Raw genomic sequence first — 20,177 nt, 5'->3', positions numbered from 1 at the left:
CTATAAGGGATTGAAACCTACTATCCTCAATAAGCGGAACATATCATGGGAAAAATTTAGTTAAGAATTAAAAATGTGATGAAAACAAAAGTACGGGTAGTTAGTATAATGTTTATCAATATAAAACAACCATAAGGAGATGATTTAATTGGATAGGAATAAGATAGAAGAATTAGAGGCCAAGATAAAGGAATATAAGGCTAAACTTGAGATGTATTGAGAAAAGTTCTACAATCATGAGGTAGTGGATAGGCAATCAAGGTGGGAAGCAGAGAATATCCTCAATAACATAGACATAATCAAATCAATTATTAAGGAATTAGAAGAGGCCAAGAAGAATGTTTAAGCAAACCCTTAAAGAAACCAAATAGGAAATAAAAACTTTTAAAATAGAGAAAAGAAACTGCTGATTGAAAAGAGGTAAGGGTTTGTAGCGTAGAAATTACGTTTTACCCCCAAAAATATCATGGAAGACTGCAAAAAAAGTAGAAACCTATAGGTAAACTTTTCGCAAAAGAAGTGGTACTATAGAATACCTATCGTCTTTTTTAATGATTACTTATTTATAAATTATCAATTTAAACTTATTTTTTAAATAAGGGGGGTAAACATGCTAAATTTAGTCACCTTTCTTATTACTATATCAACTTTATTATTTATTATGTGGCTTTTTTTTAGATTAAAAAATCATAGATAACAAAATAGATTTTCAAAAAGAAAACTTAGAAAATATTATTTCAAATTCTGTACTAAAATCTTGGAATGATTCAGGAGTAATCGAAAAATAAATACAATACAAATATATGCCAAAGAAAAAAGTGAAAACTATAAAAATTTAAATGATCTATTAAGAAATCCCCAAGAAAGAGGATATTTAGGAGAATTCCTCTTAGAATATATATTGAAAGATCAGATTCCTAAGGATATGCTCAAAATAAGAAGTGAAATAGCACCTGGCATAAAAACAGATACCTGTATAAAATATACTGAGGGTTGGATATTCATAGACTCTAAATTCCCTTTAGTCAATTATTGTAAATACTTAGAAGCAAAAGAAGAATCAGAGAAACAAAAATATAAAAAGGAACTCATTAAGAATTTAAGAGATAAATTAGACGATATATCTAAAAAATATATTGCTCCTGAGAAAGAAACTACAAATTTCGCTTTTGCTTATATTCCCTCCGAAAGCATCTATCATTTTATTATAAATGAGGCGTTTGAAGATATTAAACAATATGCTAAAAAAATTTTAGTCACTTCCTCCACTACTCTATGTACAAAAATCGAATTAATCAAAGCAGGTATACATGCCAAAAGGCTTTCAGAAGGAGTTAATAAAGTAATAAAAGACCTTGAAACTCTTAAAAAACACTTTAATGATTTAAGTGATGTTTGGAATAAATATTTTAATTCCCATTTGAAGAATGTTTATAATGCAGCTCAAGACTTAAATCAAAAATATTCAATTATAAAAAATGAGTCGGATAGAATTGTTAACTTCCATGATGATAATGAATAAAAATATGTTAAAATAAAAATATGGGGGAAAGAGTAATTATAAAAACAGATGAGAATAATGAATATACAATTCTCTCCTTTATTCTTAGTGAAAATATAGAACCATCTATACTTAGAGAAATTACCCCTCCAAAAATTAATTCAAGAAAGGGGTTAATAATAAGTGGAAGAGGACCTATATGGCTTTATGGCTTTTTAATTCATTATTACCACTCAACTCCCTTTATTGCAGTATATGATCCAAGATTAGGAGCTGTCGTTATAGAAACTCACATACCTTCAATAAAAGTGGGGGATGTTTTAGATATCTATATTGATGGGGAGGGATAAACTTGGATGATACAAAAATTTTGCTTTCTTCTCTATTTCACGATATAGGAAAAGTCTTAGAAAGGACAAAAAAATTTGAAAAAAAAGAATTACCTCAAGAGTTTCAAAAAATTTCTTATGGACATCCAAGATATTCTGCTTTCTTAGTAAGAGTTCTAAGAGAAAATTCAGATAAAAATTTTCCCAAGTTCTTAGCTGAGAATTTAACAGAAGAAGTAGAAGATATAGTTTTAAATCATCATAATCCTACTAACGAATATGGACTCATAGTTCAAATCGCTGATTGGCTTTCCTCTTCGGAAAGAGAGGAAAAGGAAGAACAAAAAGGACAGTATATAAATATACCACTATCAGCCCCTTTTAAAAAAATAGACGAAAACGCTGAGGAGCTTTTTTACCCGTTAACAACTTTAGAAAATACATTTCCTAAAAAAGAAGTAAAAGTAGGTCCATACGAGTATTACAAACTCTTTAATGAATTTCTAAATAAACTCAAATATGTGGAAAGTTTTGAACAGCTTTTACTTCTTTATGAATATTACTTCTCCAATGTACCTGCCCAAACAGTAGGTTTTGAAACTGATATATCCATATATGATCACTCCAGAATTACAACTGCTCTTTCTCACATCTTATACAAAAATTACATAAAGGGAGTACTAACAAGAGAAGATTTAGAAAAAATAAAAGATGGATTACTAAAGCAAAAAAAGGATGATACTCAAGACGACATATTTGATAAAAAATTATTTACTTTTATAAATGGAGACCTTTCTGGAATTCAAAGTTTTCTTTTTAATGTCTCTTCTGAAAAGGCTGGCAGAATGTTGAAAGGAAAATCTATATTTTTAGATTTATTAACAAGATATTCAGCAAAATATATTCTTGAAAATACAGGATTTACTCAGGTAAATGCTATATACATTGGAGGCGGAAATTTTGATCTTTTATTATCATATATTCCTGAAAATACTTTAAAACAACTTAGATCTTTTATTATAGAAAACTTGTGGAAACTTCTTGGAGAAGACTTATATCTTGGTATCGAATGGATGTACCTTTCTATAAATGACTTGTTCAATTTTATAGAAAAGAAAAAAGAACTAAAAAATATATTGGAAAAAAGAAAAAAGAGTAGATATAAAGAATTAGATAATTTTTACGATGTCATAATTAATCCGAAGAATGAAAACATAGGAGAAGGAGAATATTGTACTATATGTGGTAAAAAGAAAGCTAAAGATGCAAGTCCCCAAGAAAGATGGTGTAATACATGCAATTCTTTTGTGGAGCTTGCAAACGATGCAATTAAAGCAAATTACCTTATTGAAGAAAGGGTAAATTCTAAACCAAATACCCCTGAAACATTATTAGAATTCTTCAAAGCTCTTGGTTACTCAATAAAATTTGAGTCCCATGTTGAGAAAAAACCTAATATAAGAATTTATAAACTTGAAAACGTAAATCTCAATGAAGATTTTATACCTCATGGATTTTTATTAGGAAGCTTCAAAATAGATATTACCGATTTTGAGGAGATAGCTAAAAGGAATATAAAGGAAATAAATAATGAAAAATACGGAGATATGAAACTTGCCTATCTAAAGATGGATGCTGATAACATGGGTTCTATATTTAAAAAGCTTTCAGAGAAAGAGGAACACAAAGGAAAAAGTTCAGAGAAAAAATCATTAGCATTGACAAGATATGGAATATTAAGCAGAAGAATAGAATTATTTTTTGAAAAAGAAGTACTTAATTTAATAAAAGAATACCAAAAGCCAAGAGAAAATCAGGTATCAGAAAAGAGCCAAAAGGGATATATATATCCAGTATTTATAGGAGGAGATGATCTATTTATTATCGGTACATATGACGAAATAAACGAACTTGCATTAAAAGTACACTTAAAATATAGGGAATATACAGGTTCTAAAGATGTATTCACAATATCAGGAAGTATATACTACTTACCAGATAATTACCCCTTAATAAGAGGAGCCTCATTAGTAGAGGAAGGATTAGAAATGGCTAAAAGCTTCAAATATCCCGAAGAGGAAAATCCACAAAAAGGAAAGATAAGTATAGAAGGAGAAGTATTAACCTATAGGGAATTTGAAGAATCTTTGAAAATTTCTGAAAACCTGACAGAAGGAATTTTAAAAAAGGGTAAAGAAACATACTCAAGAGCAGTTATTTCTAAAATTCAGAGATCTATAAAAGGCTTTAATCCTCTTCTTAAATTGAGTTTAAAAGGGAAAATAAGCCCACCTGCAATATGGAGATTTATGTATTATTTGAGAGATTACAAAGAATTAGCAGAAAAATTATCTGATATACTTCTTACTAATCTTTTTGAAAGGGGGGAAGAAAAAATAAGAAATCCAAGATTAATAATAGTTGCTACTAAAATTACTAAAATGAAAACAAGAAGGGGGCGTGAATAATAATGAAGAATGTACCATTTAATAAATCAAAAGATGATTCTCAAAGAGAGAAGAAAAATATAACAGAAGATGATTTAAGGAACGATGTTAAAAATATGCTGGGAGAAAACTATATATCAAATATTTTAAATTACACCCAACTAGATCCTGAGGATTTTATTATTTTAGATAATAAAATTAAAAATTTTATAAAAGAAAATACTGGAAAAGATAAAATCACATCTACAAAAATGAGAAAGATTTACGAAAAAATTAAAAAGGCTCAGAATTTAAATGAATTACTTTTACAAATTCCTTTCTTAGCATATATGGTTGGAAAAGAAAAAGGTGAAAATAAAAAAGCTTTAGGAAGAGTTTATATAATTTTTAAAGATCTTATAGAAAGTGCTAAAAATATAAAGGATATTGAAAATATTAAAAAATTTGCTGAAGCCTTAGTTGCATATCAGAAATTTTTTGAGGGTACGGGAGGGGAGAATAATGAATAAATTCATAGGTAAATTATTTATAGAAGGTGAAATAACCCTACTCACTGGTTTACATATAGGTGGATCTAAAGAAACAGGGGAAATCGGAGGACTTGATAACCCTGTTATTAAAACAGTCAAAGGTGTACCGTATATACCAGGCTCTTCCTTAAAAGGAAAGATTAGATTTCTACTTGAAAGAGCTCTATCAAATTTAGATAGCAGTGAACCATGCGGTTGTGGTCAAAAAAATTGTGTAATATGTAATCTTTTTGGTTCCCACTCAGTAGAAAATAAAACTTTAAACCGTTTAATTGTTAGAGACTCCTTCTTAGATGAAGACCACTTCAAAAGAGAATTTGGAGAAATATTAGAAGAAGGAGAATATACAGAAGAAAAAAATGAAAATATTATAGATAGAATAAAAGGTACAGCCTTATCTTTAAGAACTATGGAAAGGGTCCCAGCAGGAGCAAAATTTAAATTCTCAAGTGTTATAAGTTTTTACAAAAATGATAACATAAAAGAGTTAATAACTGGATTTATTGAAGGTTTAAGATTATTAGAGGACGATTATTTAGGAGGAAGCGGTACCAGAGGCTATGGACAAATCAAATTTGAAAACCTTAATTTTTATGTAAAGAATATTAGAGCTTATATGGAAGATAATAAAAAAACTCCTATTTCTACAAACATAAAATCTTTAATTGACATAGATATTAACGAATTGATAAACGAATTAAATCGCAAATTGAAGGTGAATAATAATGAGAGTTGAAATATTTAAGCTATTTAGAGAAGGTCATATTTTATTACATATAGGACTTCGAAGAATGGATAGAACCTCTCATTTAATTCACTCGGATACACTTTTTTCTGCCCTCAGTAATTCATTATTTAAAATATTTGATGAGAATAAGTTTAATGAATTTGAAGAGAAATTAATAATTTCATCAGTATTTCCAGGACTAAGAGGACCATCAAAAGATATACTCTTCTTACCAATGCCCAATATTCCCATAAATATAGATGACGAAAGAGATCACAAAAAATATAAAAGATTTCAATGGATTTCGTGGAATGGACTAAAAGAATTACTTAAGTATTATGACAAAGACAGTGAAATTATCTATTTAAAGTCAACAGGAAACTTAAAACCCATAAATTCAAAATTCTTAATCTCTATAGAAGAATATGAAGAATTAAAGGAATTTAGAGAAAAAAATGAAAATATTATTTTCATGGAAACAAATTTAGAACCTAAAGTAGCCATACCAAGAGTACCAACATCAGAAGAAAAAAAACAAGGGCTTTATTTTCAAGAAAACTTAGAGCTTTTCTCTATTGAATCATCTACAGGTAAAAAACTTATGCCCTTTTTATATTTCATAAAAGCTAAAGATGATACCTTAAACCAGTTTATTCCAGCCTTAAACTTGCTTATAGAAGAAGGTATTGGTGGGGAAAGAAGTACTGGAAGAGGACAATTTGACTACTATGAAAAAGATGAATCAGAAATTCCAGACAATGGAGATCTTGAAATTACATTATCTCTAAGCTTACCAAGAAGGGAAGAAGTAGATAATATCATATATTTTAATTTAGTAAAAAGAGATGGATTCATATACTATCAGAAACCAACAGGTTATAGAAAAAAGACTCATTACAAAATAGGTGAAGGAGCTTTAGTAAAGACCCCATATATAGGTCAAAATATGGATGTTTCACCAATAAAAGATATGAGAGTTATCTCCTATGGAAAATCCATTGGATGGAAATTCTCTTGAGGAGGGGATTGTAAAATGAAGATTAAAATAAAAACAATAACCCCTACTTTAATAAGAAGTAGTGAAGAAATCTCAAATGTTACAGACTGTATTATTCAAGGAAATGAATTAAAAATAATAGATAAAGAAAAAATTTTAGATCTCTTTAAAGAAAAAGATATAAAGCTATTTATTTCTGAGCTTTCAGACCTAATAGTAAACCGAAATAAAACTATTTTTGACTTCCTAAATGATAAAAAAATTAACATAGACAAGGTAACAAAATACACCTTTAAGATTAAAGGGGATGTAACTGAAATAAACTCTTCGAAAAGAAGAAACATATATATGCCAATAACCACAGGAAATAAAGCTTACATTCCAGGAAGTACTTTAAAAGGAATCATAAGAAGTGCCTTACTCTTTTATTATTTTAATGAAAAATCCAGTAAAGGTCAAAATCAACTTGATATAATAGAAGAAGTTGATAGAGCTTTAATGGAAAACCCAAAAGACATCTCTACAGATATTATGAAGCACATAATAGTAAGAGATACTAATGGTATTCCATTTACAGAATTAGAACTTTATAAAATAGAAAGGTTACCTCATAGAAAACTTTCTCAATACATCTTAGCAATACCACTATCAAAAGAGTTTTATACAGAGATAATATATAACAAAAATCTTCCTAATTTCTGGAACAAGTTTTTTAAAAATCCAGATGATAAACCTGATGATAAACTTTGGGAAAGTCTAAGAAAATATTCTACCAAATTAGTTAAAAAAGAAATAGAAATCTTAGAAAGATTAAAAAATAAAGATCAAAAAAATAAAAATCTATTTAATGACCTTATAGAACATTATGAAGAAATAGAAAAAAGATTGGGAAACAATAAACTTGTATATATTCCTATAGGATTTGGGAAAACTTATTATTTTAATTCTTTAGGATACTTCTTACCAGAGGACAAATTAAAGGAAAAAGTAATAAATAAAAGAAAAATAGACCCAAAGTTCTTCCCTTCCACAAGATGGGCTTTAAAAATAGGAGAAAAATATTATCCCTTAGGATGGTGTGCATTAGTAAGATATGAGTAAGCTAATATGTGCTCTTGTACCACAAGAAGGAAAAGATTTTACTTATATAATAGAGAATAAAAAATCTTTTAATGGAAAGTCTACTATTGAAGCTATAGCTAAATATCTTATCTCTGAAAATGAAAACTTTAAAATACTTCTCTTAAGACCAGAATCCCTAAATAAGGCTGAAGAGAAAAAAATAGTTGAAGATCTTTTAAAGCATGGTGTAACCCATGAACAGATAAGATGTGAAACACTTCCAGTAAAAGGAAATTATGAAGAAAGAAATTTTATTATAGATAACACAATTACAGCAGACTTTGCCTTTTTAGCTATGCAAGATAATATCGATGAAAATATAGACGAAATAATATTAGATATATCAAGAGGATTAAACTTTCAAATTCTGATCCTTGTTGAAGCTTTTAGAAGATTTATTGTGGCTCAAAAAACCAAAAACTATATTTGTGAAAACAAAGTTCCTAAATTTTACTACGTATATCTAACTCCATTGAATAAAGATAAAACTACTCACGAAATTACTTTTGAGAAGGCAAATGTACCTTTCTTTGTAGACTATTTTAAGAATATAAATAAAATACCCTTTAATTTTGGCGATGAATATTCTCATCTTTATCAAGAATTCAATTTTATCAAACACATAATTTATCATGTTAATGAATGTATATCTGCCATAAAGCGGGGCTTTGCATTAGCTTTTCTCACCATAATAGATTGGAAAGATATTAAAAATCTATTAGACTTATCCTGTGAAAAACTCACTCTAAATAGAATAAAAAAATTAATTGACCAACTATCAATAGAAGAAGATAATACAAAAATAGTAAATTTATCCATGAACTATCCTTTAGGTAACTTATGGATTTACATTTACCTTCTTAAAACCTTTTATAAAATATATGAGGAATATGAAAACAAAATAGAGGTAGAAGGACATAAAAAATGGGTAAAAATAGAAATCCTACGAGACTTTAATGAGAAAATAATCAAAAATTATTTTAAAGAGACGAGTGCATATACATTACTTGATAATGAGCTGGAAAATTTCAAAAAGATATTTGAAAAGGGTAATAGAGAAAGAAAATATCCCTCTTCAAACTTAGAAAGAAATTTTAATGCCCACGCAGGATTATTGTATGAATTTATAGATCAAGATAATGAAAATTTAAGATTATCTTATAAATTAGGAGAAATTCTTGATAAAGATCACAAGAAAAAAATTGAAGATTACATAAAAGACTTTTTAAAACCTTAGGAATAGCAAAATGAAAAATATACTGCTTTCTATCATAGGAATTGGCAGAAATCAAAGTGGAAAAGGTTATATAAAGACAAAATATAAATTTGAAAATGGACAAATCTATGAAACTGCCTTTTTTGGATCAGCCCTTTATCGATATTTATCTACAGAGAAGAATATAGATAGGTGGTATATCTTTGGTACAGAAAAATCATCATGGTCTGAAATTATCGACACAATAGATGATGATTATAAAAATAATTTAGAAGAACTATATTATAAAGTATGCGATGAAGAAAAATCTGGAATATCCAAAGATATTTTAAATGAGTGGCAAGAAAAACTTTCTAACTATATACCAGGTATAGAGCTAATAAATATAGACCCTTTAGATTACAAATTTTATGTGGAATTTTTAATAAGAAACCTTCCTGACGATGAACTTTATATAATATTGGATATTACTCATGGTTATAGATTTATGCCCTTTATCCTTAGTTTTTCCTTAATGTATATAAAAAATTTTAAAAAGATCGTAGACTTAGATATATATTATGGAGCTCTAGAAATGAAAGGAGATGAAGCACCTGTTATAAAAATAGATTTTATAAATGAGCTATTCAGATTGTCCACATCCTATGAACTTTATAAACATTCAGGCTACTTTCCAGAGATTCTCAAAAATCTTGGCATTCAAAATACAGAAAATACATATTTTCAAATTGAGATGAACGGGAGACCTCAAAAAGAATTAAAAGAAATTATTACAAAATTGAATAAAATTGAAGAAATATACAAAAGAGTATGTGCCGAAAATATAAAGAGAGAGTTACAACCTCTCCTTGAAAAGGAGTTCTTAGAAGACCGAATGGTAGAAAGAGCAAAATACTTTTTTGAGAAAAATCAATATCTGAAAAGCCTCATATTAATATATGAGGCTATAACCATATGTATGCTAAAAAAATTAGGAGTTAATAAAATTCCTGATATACCAAATAGAAAGGAATTTTTAAGAGGTAAAATTCCCAAAATATTAAAAGAAGAATGGATGCAGAATACTTTTAAAACTTTAGAAATGGTAAGAAATAGTGCTGTACACGGAAATATAATCAATTACTCTTTATATCAACATATAAAGGATAAAGAAAAATTCTCTGAACTTTTTAAATCATCATTAATTTTTTATGAAAAACTTAAAAAATAATCTTCTTTAAAATTACTTTAATTGACTTTTGTCTTATAATTAAGTAAAAAATAAATGCTATGTGGACAAAATTAGATTGTTATCCATGTTTTTTAAAACAAGCCCTTTCTGCACTAAAGAGATCTAATCTATCTGAAGAAAAAAAAATTGAGATAATAAGAAAAGCTGCCGAGTATATATCTACTTTATCACCAACAGAATCCCCAGCCTATAATACTTATCTAACCTTTAAAAAAATCTATGAGATAGCAGATCTTAAAGACCCTTATTATGAGGAAAAGAAACATTATAATAACCTAACCCTTAAGCTATATGATACTCTTAAAAATATTGTAGAAACTTCCGAAGATCCCCTTTATACAGCTATAAAAGTTGCTATAGCAGGAAATATTATTGATCTTGGTATCCTTGATATATCCAAATTAAATTTAAGAGAATATATTAAAGATATCATAAATACACCTCTTGCAATAGATCACTATCATTATTTCAAACAAGAGTTGGAAAAGACAGATGATATCCTTTATCTTTTAGACAATGCAGGTGAGATAGTTTTTGATAGGATTCTGATAGAAGAGTTATCTAAAAAGAAAAATATTATAAGTGTTATAAATGAATATCCTATAATAAATGATGCCATACTTGAAGATGCAATAGAGGTTGGACTTAACAAGTACTCTAAGGTAATTACTACAGGATCAGGATCTGTAGGAAAACCACCTGAGCTTGGATCTAATGAATATCAAGATATTTTCTATAATGCAAAATTGATCATATCCAAAGGACAAGCCAATTATGAGGGTTTAGAAGGAAGAGGCTACAATATTTTCTTCCTACTTAAGGCAAAATGTGAAATTGTGGCAAAGAATTTAGGTGTAAATGAAGGAGACTCAGTATTTTTATATGAAAGGGCTAATCAAAAGAGATAATAGCAAGAGCTTTATCTAACACTAAATTATATATTTTATCCCCTACAAAAACTTTTATAAAAAAATAATTATCTTTTTCTACCACCTCTACTTGAATATCTTCTTCCTTTATTAATCCTCTAACCTTCATAAAATCTTTGATTATATCCTTAACATTATCCTTTGAAATATCCCCCACCCTTTCTATCTCTCTTATAACATAGCCTGCTCCTCTTTCGTCTCCTACAAGCTCTATAGTAGCATAGATAAGATCAAAAGGTCTCAAATAATAACATAAAAGTAAATTTCTATTTTCAGGAAGGATCAAAACTTTAGAATCTATATTTTTCAGAGAGTAAGGCACAGCTAAAATCAAATCTCCTTTCTTAATAAAATTTTTATACCCTTCTACTGATCTACTCTCTAATACTTCTAACACTAACTCTACATATGGAAATTTACCTAAAGATACACTTTTTACCCTCGCCAAAACCAAACTCTTATTTTCAACAATTGGCATAGTTTGGGCTGAGGTATATTGATAAAGAAATAAAAGACTTAAAATCATAATTAAAAATTTTAAAATATTCATTTCTTCCCCTCCTTTCTTTGTCATAAAACCACTATTTTTATTATATAATAATTACTAATTGAGAACTAAAATTTATTTGAGGGAGGTTGAAGATGCGAAGGGGTATATCAATTCTTCTCACAGTCTTTATCTTTCTAACCTTATTATTTACCTTTACCTTTGCACAAGCTGTTCCAATCACCAAGGTACACATAATGCCTCCGCATGAAAAACTCTTAAATAAGAAAATCGAAATTCCAAAACTTCCAGAAGTAACCCCCGAAAACATACCTCAAGGAATTAGAATCTATGGAACTATTGAAAGAGCTCAAGGAATAGGTAGAGCAATTGTAATTCCAGTAGAATTCACAGATAAGCCAAGACAACCAGAGAATATTATTCCTTCAAACTACTTCGATACACTTTTTAACAGTATTGGGGCAGACTGGAGTAATATCAATCCATATAATGTGGGAAGTGTAAAAGAGTTTTATTTAGAAAATTCTTATGATCAATTTAATATCACAGCCACCGTACTCCCATGGTACACAGCAAAATATACCTATACCACATATATAAACGATGGAAATCATGGTTTTAATGGAGGAGTCTTTGAATTAGTAAGAGAAGTCTTACAAAATGCATTAGAAAATAGTTATGATTTGAGAAATTATGATGTAATCTTTATTATCCATTCTGGACAAGGAGCTGAATGGACAGGAGATTCCAACGATATATGGTCTCATGCATCTGCAGTATATGTAACCATAAATGGCCAAAAAGTTCCAATAAGATATACTATTCAGCCAGAATATATGTTAGACGAAGATAATAAAGGAAATTCTGTAATAGTTCCTCAAACTGTAGGGGTTTTTGTACATGAAATGGGGCATGCTTTCGGTAGGCTTCCAGATCTATATGATAGAGACTACTCTTCAGTGGGGCTTGGAATATGGAGTCTTATGGCAGCAGGATCATGGAATGGACCTATCGGTCCTGGAGGATATACTCTTGGTGGTGGGCCTTCCCATTTTGATGCATGGAGTAAAATCCAGCTTGGATGGGTTACACCAATTGTTCCAAAAGAAAATTCAACTAATGTTACAATTCCACCTGTAGAAAGAAAACCAGTAGTATACAAACTTTGGACTGACGGAGACGAAGGTCCTCAATATTTCTTATTGGAAAATAGACAAGCTATTGGATTTGATCGTTTCCTAAGAGGATTTGGACTTCTCATATACCATGTGGATGAAAATATGAGAAGTTACCAAAATGATATAGAGTGGTATCCAGGGCTTGATCCCACATTACATTATCTTGTAGCCCTTGAACAGGCAAATGGCTCATGGCAACTTGAAAAAAGAGTATCTTCTGGAAATTCTGGACATCCATATCCTGGATCAACTGGAAATAAAACATTTGATGCCAATAGCACACCAAATAGTAATGCTTACGGAGAAGTTCCTACAGGAGTTGCTGTAAGAAATATTGCCGTTTCTGGTGAAGATATTACCTGTGATATATATGTACAACCGTTGGAAGTTCCATCCTCACCCACATTTATACGACATTTTGCATGGTTAAACGAGAATCCAAATACATTAAGACCTCTCTTTAAGTGGGTAGCTCCAAATAGCACTGAAAGCCAGCTTCAAGTAGCAGAAGATCCAAACTTTACAAAGAAAATTATTGATATAACTACAGACAAAAATGAATATAGACCAACCCTTGTGGAAACCTTATCTCCAGGAACCACTTATTATGTAAGAGTAAGATCTAAAAACTCTATAGGTTACTCTCAATGGGCAACAAAATCATTCACAACTCCAGCAACCATTGAAACTTTACTAGTATCCGATGATGGAGGAAACTTTGGTATAGCTCCATACATAGAAAAAGCCCTAATAGATGCTAATATCAACTACTTTATAATAGATGTATTCTCTGATGAAGCTGTACCATCAGCAGATGTTATGGCCATGTTCAATTTTGTAGTATGGGCAGGAGATTGGGGAGCCATATATGATCAATCAGTACAAGATGAAATAATGAGATATTTAGATAATGGAGGAAAATTATTTATATCAAGCCAAGATCTTGGATGGGGATACTCCGCAGGTTATATTAGTCCGACCTTCTATAATCAATACTTAAAAGCAGAATTTGTACAAGATGATGTAGGAATATATTCTGTAAAAGGTTTAAGTAATACCCCATTTGCAAATATATCTTTTGATATTAATACAAGTGACTCCATTAGAAACCAGCTTTACTTAGATGAAATCGATCCATTAGAAGGTGCAGTACCCATCTTTGTGTATTATAAAACTACTTCTCCATCTCCTATAATACCCGAAATAAAAATTCCAGATAAAATAAAGGTAAAGAAATCTCCATCTATTGTAAATAAGGTTATAGCCTCATCAGGTACAGCAGGTTTATATTGTATAGATCCAGAAAAACACTTTGGCGTAGTGTATCTTGCCTTTGGTTTAGAAGGGGTAGATCCATCAGTATCTGGAACAATAATGAAAAAAGTTAGAGATTTACTTACAAATCCTCCCAGTATAACTTCTACAGTAACCTCTGTATTTGATCCTTCGAAAGGTGAAATTTGTAATATAAATGTAACAGTCTCAGAGGAAACTGGCTATTCCTACTTAACAATAAAAGTTTACAACACAATTAATGGTCAAAAGAATTTGTTAACTAAGACCTTAATAAATAATACAAGGGTCACAAATGGTACATATCAATATACATGGGACGGAAAAGATGAAAGTGGAGCTGTCCAGCAAAATGGAAAATACATAATTGAAATAATTGCTAAAGATGAGACAAACAATATTAATACTAAGAATCTATACACTACCATAACTTCTACAATGCCATTATCACTTTTGAATGTAACAAAATTCACTAAATCCTTTAATCCTAAAGAAGGTCCTGCTGAAATTTTCTTCAATATAACCCAAAATGCAAATGTAAAATTTATAGTTTACGATCTTTCCGGTGTTAAACTTTATGAAAGATATTTAGGATACTTGCCAGCGGGCAATTATAGCATCTTGTGGGATGGAATAAATTGGAAAGGTCAAACATTAAAGAATGGTCTATATTTATTCCAGATTGTAGCAACATCTGATCAAGGAGAGGTGAGAATAAATAGATTCATAGGTATAATTAAGTAATATCTAATAATTTGGTAGAGTATGAGGGAGGATTAAAATTATGAAAAAAATAATTTTGATTAGTATAATTGGCATATTCCTTTTATCATATACCTTTGCAAGTAGTACGGGGGGAGCTTTCTCCCCCATTATCCTTAATGCAAGATCAGCTGGTATGGGTGAAAGCTATGTAGCAATTTCAGATGACTTAGGCGGTTTAGTTTATAACCCCGCGGGACTTACCAATATAGATTTATGGACAATTGGATTTAATCACTTACAAATACCACAAGGATTTACAAGAGTAGAATTCATTGGAGGGGCATGGAATATAAATGGAACAATAGCAGGAGCCAGTTTAGAAAGCAAAGGGATTACAAATGAAGAGGAGCTTCTTTTTCCATTTCAAGAAAATGCAGTAGGTTTAAATATAGCAAGAAAAATTCTTCCAAATCTAAGCTTAGGATTTAGGGGACATATATATTCTGCTACCCTTGATACCGCCAAAGCTACGGGTTTTGGATTTGATCTTGGAGCTATATGTGAAGTAAATAATATGTTAAAAATAGGTGCTTGTTGGTACAATCCTATAAGCTATCTTAAGTGGAGTACTGGGACCACAGAGTCGGTAGGAAAGGAGGACTTAGTTTTAGGTTCTGCTTTAAATTTAGATCTTAAATCAGTATCATTAACCCTTGCATTAGATATATCTCTATATGATAAAATGTACTTTTATCAAAGATTGCACATAGGATCAGAAATAAAAATACCTGGAATACCTGTACTTTTCAGAACAGGATATAATGGCGAGAAAAACACCTTCAGTATAGGAGTAGGATTCAATCTTAATAATATCCAGTTTGATTATGCCTTCTTGTATTCAAAAGATCTATCTAACCAACATGTCTTTGGTCTCTCATTAAAATATTAAACCCTTTAATAATACACAAAAAAAGGCCTCCCCTTACATGGGAGGCCTTTTTTATATAGATACGATACAATTTTATAAAAGGAATAGAAGGAGATAATTTATGTGTGGTAGATTTACACTTATTCAAGTAGAAAAAATACCTGAGAGATTTGATGTAAAAATTATAGTAGAAGTTAATTTAAAAAAAAGGTATAATATCTCCCCTGATCAACTTGTACCAATAGTTTTTCAAGGAAGCCCAAACAAATTAGAAGAAATGATATGGGGATTTATACCCCATTGGTCAAAAGAAAGGTCTAAAAAAAGACCTATAAATGCAAGAGCAGAATCCCTTCTTGAAAAAGACATGTTTAAAGATTCTTTTTTAAAGAGACGTTGCTTAGTACCTTCTGATGGATTTTATGAATGGAAAAAGTTGGGTAAAGAAAAAATACCTTATTATATAAAAATGAAAGATAATTCTCTTTTTGCCTTTGCAGGAATCTATGATATCTGGATTAGCCCAGAGGGAAAAGCAATTAAAACATTCACTATAATAACTACAGAACCAAATGAGTTAGTTAAAGAGATTCATGAAAGAATGCCCGTAATACTTAGTAAAGAGAATGAGAAAATATGGGTAAATAAAGAAGAAAAAGATATTAATAAGCTTCTTTCACTTCTAAAGCCTTATCCTGCAGAGGAAATGGAAGCCTATCCTGTATCTAAAAAAGTTAACAATCCTCAAAATGACTCTGAGGATCTTATCAGACCTGTAAAAATCTTTTATTTAGGAAGGCAAAACAAGCTTGATCTTTAATTATGTTTCTCTATCCAATCATAGATAGCATTATAAAATCTATCTTTATATTCTTCATCCTCAAAAAGTTCATGATATCCACCTGGAAATTCTATTAAATTCTTATCATCTATGGTAAGTTTTTTGAAAAATTCTCTCGCCCTATTTGGATCCACATATCTATCCTCAGTAGGAACAAGAAATAAGGTTGGTACTTTCATATCCTTAGCCTTTTCATGAGCTAATCTAATATTCTCAATCATACTTAATCCAAGCCTAAAAGATATTTTACTATGCATAAGAGGATCATTAGCAACTTTTTTAATTACTTCTTTATTCCTGGATAAATACTCGGGATCTAACTTATTATTTATAGTGATATGTGGAAAAAGCTTACCAATACTTCTTGCTACAAAATTTGTCAATAGATCAACCTTAACTCCCAAAGAAGGAGCAGATATTACTAGGCTCTCAATTTTGTCTTGCCTTTCTTGAGTATATCTTACAGCAATAAGCCCCCCAAGACTATGCCCAAAAACATGAAATCTAGAAATACCAAAAGTAACATCATCAATTACATTTAAAATCTCTTCTATTGTAGTATCTCCCCTTTTACCATCACTTCTACCATGCCCTGGATGATCAAAGGTAATAACCCCATATTCCATATTCACAAAATCTTCTACCATTTTTCTATATCTTCCACTATGCTCTCCAAGACCATGTATAATAACCACCCATCCCCTTTTGGGATTTCCCTCTTTTAAGGAATAAATCATTTTTAAGACCCCCTTGTCTTAGCAGTTTACCATCCCACAAAAGGCTTTACTATGGTATAAACATAGAAAATACCAGAAATTATAGAAACAATATCCTGCCAACCTTTTATAAATACTTCAGGTACAAATATGATATCATTTTCCTTTATTTCAATATCCAGATCACTTCTTCCTTTATTAACAATTTCATTCATGTTAACAGGAATAATATGAGTTTTACCATCAATCTCCCTTACTACCGCTATTCTTCCAAGATCTGCTCTATCTTTTAAACCTCCTGCCATACCTATATATTCGGTAAGCTTACGTCCTTCTCTATATTCATAAGCAGCAGGATTACTAACCTGTCCTAATACATAAACTAATCTTCTTTGCTCTGGTATATAGATAGTATCACCATCTTCAAGTTCTAAATTATCTTTTTCTATTCCCTTTACAGCATTATCTACTCTAAACTCATAAACCACTTTTTTACCGTTTTCTACTCTCTCTAACTGACCCTTCTCTCTTGATGCCTTCTCCGTAATTCCTCCCGCCTTTAATAAAATATCCCTTATTCTATCTCCAGCAACTATCTCATATACACCAGGATTCCTTACTTGCCCTACTATCTTTACACTCTTCGTTATAGGTGGTACATATATCACATCCCCTGGATTCACCTTTATGTCTTCTTCACTCTTCTCCCCTAATACCAATACTTTGTATAAGTCTACTACAAATTTGTTGTCCTCCCTTCCTCCTCTCCTTATCTCTATATTCCTTGTACTTCCATTTGGTAATACCCCTCCCGCCTTCCTTATTATCTCACTTACCTTCGCTCCCATTACCGCTTCTCCTATCACTTCCGCTGTCTCCACTCCTTGTGCCAATGTCTTTGCCTCTTCTACAAGTTGTATCGGACCTGGATTCCTCACAAATCCCAAAACATAGACCCTCTTTTGTTCCCTTAATATTGTTATCGCATCTCCATCCCTTAACTCTATGTTTGCCTCTTCCCTCTCTTTACTACTTCCATATATCAGCCCATATAAGTTTAATTCTATTCTCTCTCCATTTACCCTATCTAATACCGCATCATATAATGATGCACTCGCTGTTAATCCTCCCGCCATATTTATTAAATCTTTTAATCTCTCTCCTCCTTTTATCTCATATACACCAGGATTCCTTACTTGCCCTACTATCTTTACACTCTTCGTTATAGGTGGTACATATATCACATCCCCTGGATTCACCTTTATGTCTTCTTCACTCTTCTCCCCTAATACCAATACTTTGTATAAGTCTACTACAAATTTGTTGTCCTCCCTTCCTCCTCTCCTTATCTCTATATTCCTTGTACTTCCATTTGGTAATACCCCTCCCGCCTTCCTTATTATCTCACTTACCTTCGCTCCCATTACCGCTTCTCCTATCACTTCCGCTGTCTCCACTCCTTGTGCCAATGTCTTTGCCTCTTCTACAAGTTGTATCGGACCTGGATTCCTCACAAATCCCAAAACATAGACCCTCTTTTGTTCCCTTAATATTGTTATCGCATCTCCATCCCTTAACTCTATGTTTGCCTCTTCCCTCTCTTTACTACTTCCATATATCAGCCCATATAAGTTTAATTCTATTCTCTCTCCATTTACCCTATCTAATACCGCATCATATAATGATGCACTCGCTGTTAATCCTCCCGCCATATTTATTAAATCTTTTAATCTCTCTCCTCCTTTTATCTCATATACACCAGGATTCCTTACTTGCCCTACTATCTTTACACTCTTCGTTATAGGTGGTACATATATCACATCCCCTGGATTCACCTTTATGTCTTCTTCACTCTTCTCCCCTAATACCAATACTTTGTATAAGTCTACTACAAATTTGTTGTCCTCCCTTCCTCCTCTCCTTATCTCTATATTCCTTGTACTTCCATTTGGTAATACCCCTCCCGCCTTCCTTATTATCTCACTTACCTTCGCTCCCATTACCGCTTCTCCTATCACTTCCGCTGTCTCCACTCCTTGTGCCAATGTCTTTGCCTCTTCTACAAGTTGTACCGGACCTGGATTCCTCACAAATCCCAAAACATAGACCCTCTTTTGTTCCCTTAATATTGTTATCGCATCTCCATCCCTTAACTCTATGTTTGCCTCTTCCCTCTCTTTACTACTTCCATATATCAGCCCATATAAGTTTAATTCTATTCTCTCTCCATTTACCCTATCTAATACCGCATCATATAATGATGCACTCGCTGTTAATCCTCCCGCCATATTTATTAAATCTTTTAATCTCTCTCCTCCTTTTATCTCATATACACCAGGATTCCTTACTTGCCCTACTATCTTTACACTCTTCATCATTAATGGGACATAAATAAAATCTCCCTCTTCTATATTAGGATTTTGCTCCAAATCTCCATATTTAAGAAATCTCATATAATCAACATTAATTATCTTATCTCCTCGCCTTATCTGTATATTTCTCGTAGAAGCAGAAGATTTTAAACCCCCAGCAACCTTTATTACATCATCAAGTGTACTTATAGCAAGAACTCTGTATGCACCTGGATTTACTACTTCTCCTGTTATAACAATATTTACCTTTTTTATATTAATAATATCCACTATAATGTTAGATCTTGGATAAAATCTCATCAATTGTTTTGTTACTTCTTGAGCTGCATCCGCCAAAGTCACATTCAATACTTTTATATTTCCCACAAGAGGCACTAATATATATCCTGTAGGTGAAACTGTTAAGTTAAAATTCAAAGTCTCATTTGTCTCCCTTATTATGTATACTCTAAGAATATCACCAGGTCCTAATAAATATTTCTCTGGATCAATAACCTTCCCAGAGTATATACCCTCTATTCCAACTGCCCCCTCTTGAGCATATGCTACTAAAGATATAATTAAAAATATGAGTACAAAAAAATATACTTTCCTTTCCATCTTCATC

16 protein-coding genes are annotated in these 20,177 nt (G+C 31.0%); 13 read left to right on the top strand and 3 right to left on the bottom strand.

The genetic code is table 11. From position 1 onward, the window contains the following. Nucleotides 1–784 precede the first annotated feature (784 nt). Genes rmuC through ACY3JO_RS03345 form a run of 10 tightly spaced genes read left to right on the top strand, consistent with a single transcriptional unit; the run spans nt 785 to nt 11,008 of the window. Nucleotides 785–1,522 (top strand): DNA recombination protein RmuC, encoded by a 738-nt coding sequence (gene rmuC / locus ACY3JO_RS03390; RefSeq protein ID WP_463085640.1) that lies wholly within the window; start codon nt 785–787, stop codon nt 1,520–1,522. Nucleotides 1,523–1,542: 20 nt separating this feature from the next. Then, a complete protein-coding gene (crn3, locus tag ACY3JO_RS03385) occupies nt 1,543–1,851 on the top strand; it encodes a CRISPR-associated ring nuclease Crn3/Csx3 (protein ID WP_463085415.1) in 309 nt (102 codons plus the stop codon). A 2-nt stretch (nt 1,852–1,853) separates the two neighbouring features. Continuing rightward, nucleotides 1,854–4,298: a type III-A CRISPR-associated protein Cas10/Csm1 gene (cas10, locus tag ACY3JO_RS03380; protein ID WP_463085414.1), complete on the top strand. Its 2,445-nt coding sequence runs from the start codon at nt 1,854–1,856 to the stop codon at nt 4,296–4,298. A gap of 2 nt (nt 4,299–4,300) precedes the next feature. Continuing rightward, a complete protein-coding gene (gene csm2 / locus ACY3JO_RS03375; RefSeq protein WP_463085413.1) occupies nt 4,301–4,786 on the top strand; it encodes a type III-A CRISPR-associated protein Csm2 in 486 nt (161 codons plus the stop codon). Further along, nucleotides 4,779–5,543 carry a type III-A CRISPR-associated RAMP protein Csm3 gene (gene csm3 / locus ACY3JO_RS03370; RefSeq protein WP_463085412.1) on the top strand — a complete coding sequence of 255 codons (765 nt, stop codon included), beginning with the start codon at nt 4,779–4,781 and terminating at the stop codon, nt 5,541–5,543. The genes csm2 and csm3 overlap by 8 nt, the downstream gene beginning before the upstream one ends. After that, the gene (csm4, locus tag ACY3JO_RS03365; RefSeq protein WP_463085411.1) at nt 5,533–6,552 is read left to right on the top strand and encodes a type III-A CRISPR-associated RAMP protein Csm4; all 1,020 of its coding nucleotides are present in this window, start codon (nt 5,533–5,535) and stop codon (nt 6,550–6,552) included. The genes csm3 and csm4 overlap by 11 nt, the downstream gene beginning before the upstream one ends. A 15-nt stretch (nt 6,553–6,567) precedes the next feature. Next, complete coding sequence (gene csm5, locus ACY3JO_RS03360) at nt 6,568–7,632, top strand: type III-A CRISPR-associated RAMP protein Csm5 (protein WP_463085410.1); 1,065 nt, start codon at nt 6,568–6,570, stop codon at nt 7,630–7,632. After that, nucleotides 7,625–8,890 carry a hypothetical protein gene (locus ACY3JO_RS03355; RefSeq protein ID WP_463085409.1) on the top strand — a complete coding sequence of 422 codons (1,266 nt, stop codon included), beginning with the start codon at nt 7,625–7,627 and terminating at the stop codon, nt 8,888–8,890. Before csm5 ends, ACY3JO_RS03355 begins: the two co-directional genes overlap by 8 nt. Nucleotides 8,891–8,900: 10 nt before the next feature. Then, nucleotides 8,901–10,079 (top strand): TIGR02221 family CRISPR-associated protein, encoded by a 1,179-nt coding sequence (csx2, locus tag ACY3JO_RS03350; protein ID WP_463085408.1) that lies wholly within the window; start codon nt 8,901–8,903, stop codon nt 10,077–10,079. Between the two features lie 59 nt (nt 10,080–10,138). Then, on the top strand, nt 10,139–11,008 hold the full coding sequence (locus ACY3JO_RS03345) for a damage-control phosphatase ARMT1 family protein (protein WP_463085407.1): 870 nt from the start codon (nt 10,139–10,141) through the stop codon (nt 11,006–11,008). Here the strand turns inward: ACY3JO_RS03345 and ACY3JO_RS03340 are convergent. Beyond that, nucleotides 10,992–11,579, bottom strand: coding sequence for a hypothetical protein (locus ACY3JO_RS03340; RefSeq protein ID WP_463085406.1), 588 nt, complete (start codon nt 11,577–11,579; stop codon nt 10,992–10,994). The genes ACY3JO_RS03345 and ACY3JO_RS03340 overlap by 17 nt on opposite strands. Nucleotides 11,580–11,671: 92 nt before the next feature. Here ACY3JO_RS03340 and ACY3JO_RS03335 point away from each other — a divergent pair, with 92 nt between their 5' ends. The 3 genes from ACY3JO_RS03335 to ACY3JO_RS03325 all read left to right on the top strand — a co-directional run bounded on the left by ACY3JO_RS03335 (nt 11,672) and on the right by ACY3JO_RS03325 (nt 16,461). Continuing rightward, nucleotides 11,672–14,752, top strand: a complete 3,081-nt coding sequence (locus tag ACY3JO_RS03335; RefSeq protein WP_463085405.1) for a M6 family metalloprotease domain-containing protein — start codon at nt 11,672–11,674, stop codon at nt 14,750–14,752. A gap of 40 nt (nt 14,753–14,792) precedes the next feature. Then, nucleotides 14,793–15,662 (top strand): PorV/PorQ family protein, encoded by an 870-nt coding sequence (locus ACY3JO_RS03330; RefSeq protein WP_463085404.1) that lies wholly within the window; start codon nt 14,793–14,795, stop codon nt 15,660–15,662. A 100-nt stretch (nt 15,663–15,762) separates the two neighbouring features. Beyond that, entirely contained in the window at nt 15,763–16,461 is a 699-nt protein-coding gene (locus ACY3JO_RS03325) for an SOS response-associated peptidase (protein ID WP_463085403.1), read from the top strand. Here ACY3JO_RS03325 and ACY3JO_RS03320 read toward each other — a convergent pair. Further along, a complete protein-coding gene (locus ACY3JO_RS03320) occupies nt 16,458–17,219 on the bottom strand; it encodes an alpha/beta hydrolase (RefSeq protein ID WP_463085402.1) in 762 nt (253 codons plus the stop codon). The two genes, ACY3JO_RS03325 and ACY3JO_RS03320, sit on opposite strands and share 4 nt — an antisense overlap. A gap of 26 nt (nt 17,220–17,245) precedes the next feature. Further along, the gene (locus ACY3JO_RS03315; RefSeq protein ID WP_463085401.1) at nt 17,246–20,170 is read right to left on the bottom strand and encodes an SLBB domain-containing protein; all 2,925 of its coding nucleotides are present in this window, start codon (nt 20,168–20,170) and stop codon (nt 17,246–17,248) included. Nucleotides 20,171–20,177 lie beyond the last annotated feature (7 nt).

It is taken from the genome of Dictyoglomus sp. LHC4 (assembly GCF_055181355.1).
This window is presented reverse-complemented; position numbering and strand designations above follow the sequence as displayed.